General features: G+C 68.4%; 2 protein-coding genes. Both read right to left on the reverse strand.

The window, feature by feature from the left end; genetic code table 11:
- Positions 1-82: 82 nt before the first annotated feature.
- Complete coding sequence (locus tag JQT59_RS23060; protein WP_249353764.1) at positions 83-745, reverse strand: SDR family NAD(P)-dependent oxidoreductase; 663 nt, start codon at positions 743-745, stop codon at positions 83-85.
- Between the two features lie 142 nt (positions 746-887).
- On the reverse strand, positions 888-2,111 hold the full coding sequence (locus JQT59_RS23065) for a lipase family protein (RefSeq protein WP_213572136.1): 1,224 nt from the start codon (positions 2,109-2,111) through the stop codon (positions 888-890).
- Positions 2,112-2,239 lie beyond the last annotated feature (128 nt).

A 2,239-nucleotide genomic window follows, 5' to 3' on the forward strand; every position in this document is an offset into this window, starting at 1 on the left:
AAGCCGTCACTCTCATTTCACGCCCCCTGGAACAACGGTACAGCGGCGCTCGTCCTGCACCGAGTTTTCGCACAACGGAGGGTCAGCGCGTCCACCGGGTCGGTGCCCAGCGACCCGCGTAGGAGCGGATGCGGTGGCTTCCCCGAGGACCGGGACGGCGAGGGCCGGGGTCGGTCAGGCTGTGTGGGGTAATGGTGACTCGGCGCCCTTCCACCGTGTACTGGGCGCCCGTCACGAACATCGCGGCAGGCGCTGTGAGGTACGACGCGACGGTGGCGGCTTCCCCGTCGTCGCGGCCCGGGGACGGGAACGCGGGATCCGCGGCGGGGACGACGACGGAATTGACGGTGACGGAGTACCGCGACAACTCGGCGGCGAGGAGACCGGTCAGCCCGCCGAGCGACGACGCCGAGGCGGTGATGTTCACGATGCGGCCACCTTGCCCGCCGGCGATCATGTACCGGACACCGCGTTGTATGCATTCGACGGCTGTGCTGCCCGGGCAGCTGACGAGGACACCGATTCCGCCGAGTTCCCGGGCGAACTCGTCGACCGCGGTGGCCGAGTGGGGTAGCTCGGCGAGGTCCATCTTCCGGACCACCGCGCGCACCGACCTGGCCCTCACCTCGCCGGCCGTGGCCTCCGCGCGGTCGCGATCCGTGGCGTATGCCAACCCGAGGTGGAAACCATCGTCCGCGAGTGCCAGTGCGACGGCCCGGCCGATCCCCGAGTCCGATCCCGTCACGACTGCATTGAGTGCGCTGGCATGCATAATTTTGGGTACCCGCGGTTTCCGGGACTCAAACGCCGCGCTATCCGGACGCCGTTCAGGCAGAACACAATCCGATGACAATCACGCATGTCACCGCCCGGGGTGGGGTGGTCGGTCAGCAGTTGCTCGGTGCCGGATCGCCCCGGAACCGCGCGTCCAGGTAGTCCAGGGCGGTGGGAAGACCCAGGACCGCCGTCGAAAGGTGGTCGGGACTCGGGAAGAGTTCCGACTGCACCCGAACACCGGCCGCGCAGTACCGTGCGATCGTCGTCTCGATCGAGTCGACGGGGATGAGCACGTCGGTCGGGCTGTGCCATTCGAAGATCGGCGCGGTCGGCACACCGGGATACAGCTCGACACTGTTCTCGTCGAGTACTTCCCACGCCTGCGGGCTGCTCATGAGGTCCGTGGTCTTGGCCACCTCGGTCGCACTGCGACCGGCCCCCGCCGCGAGGATACCGTTGGTGCACGCATTCGCCATGTCGCTGCGCATGGCCAGACCACGATCGTTGAGCTGCTCACTGATCGGCAGCCGGTCCGGATACTCCCGTTCGAGGCCGAGCGCCGCCGCCATCGCCAGGCCGAACGCGGGATGCGGCTGCATGCCCAGGCCGTTGGCCATCTTCCCGATGTTCATCGGTACACCACCCTCGGCGACCCCGACGATGTTCAGCTCCGGGGCATACTCCGGCGCGAGAGCCGCAGCCCAGGCCGACGCCATGCCGCCCCCGGAGTAGCCGGCCAGCGCGACAGGGCTCTGCGCGACGTTCAGTTCCGGAACCTGCTGCACGGCGCGAATACCGTCGAGGGTGATGAACCCGCCGAGCTTGGCCGCACCGTAGGCGCTGTTGGGTCCCAGGTGGTCGGGAAGGGCGACCGTCCAGCCCCGCTGCAGTGCGAGATTCAGCGCCGGCGCCTCCTTGATCTGAAGGTCCGGGTCGTTGGTGTACAGGGTGCGTGACGGCGCGCACCGCGGTCCGAGCGCGTTGATGATGTGCTGGTAGGACAGCAGCGGACCGTTCACCGGCCGGTTGTGCGGTACCAGCACTGTGCTGACCGAGGAGATCGGGCTGCCCTGCGAATTGGTGGTGCGGTACTTCACCTGCCAGACATCGGTGTCGGGGAACGCGAGCAGCGGAGGCATGGGCCGGGTGGCGATGGGCTGCCCGGCTGCGCTGGACTCGAGGTTCGACGGCTGCACGTAGAAGGGATCCGTCTCGGAGGCAGGGTAGATCGGTGCTGCGGCGGCCACACCTCCCGCGCCGGCCGCGGCGACGCACGCGGTGAAGACCGCGCACAGGGCGCGTGCTGACAGGCCCTTGCTGGGTGAGCGCCCCATATCGCCTCCTGGAATCGAGTTCGAGTGTGACCGAGTTCCCCGGTGTTATCGGTATCCGGGCCGGTCCGTTACGTCACTGCAATCGGACCGGCCCACCCGTCACAGCGGGGCCGCGGGCACGCATCGGC

The organism is Rhodococcus sp. USK13, assembly GCF_018343855.1.
Classification (GTDB): Bacteria; Actinomycetota; Actinomycetes; order Mycobacteriales; family Mycobacteriaceae; genus Rhodococcus_F; species Rhodococcus_F oxybenzonivorans.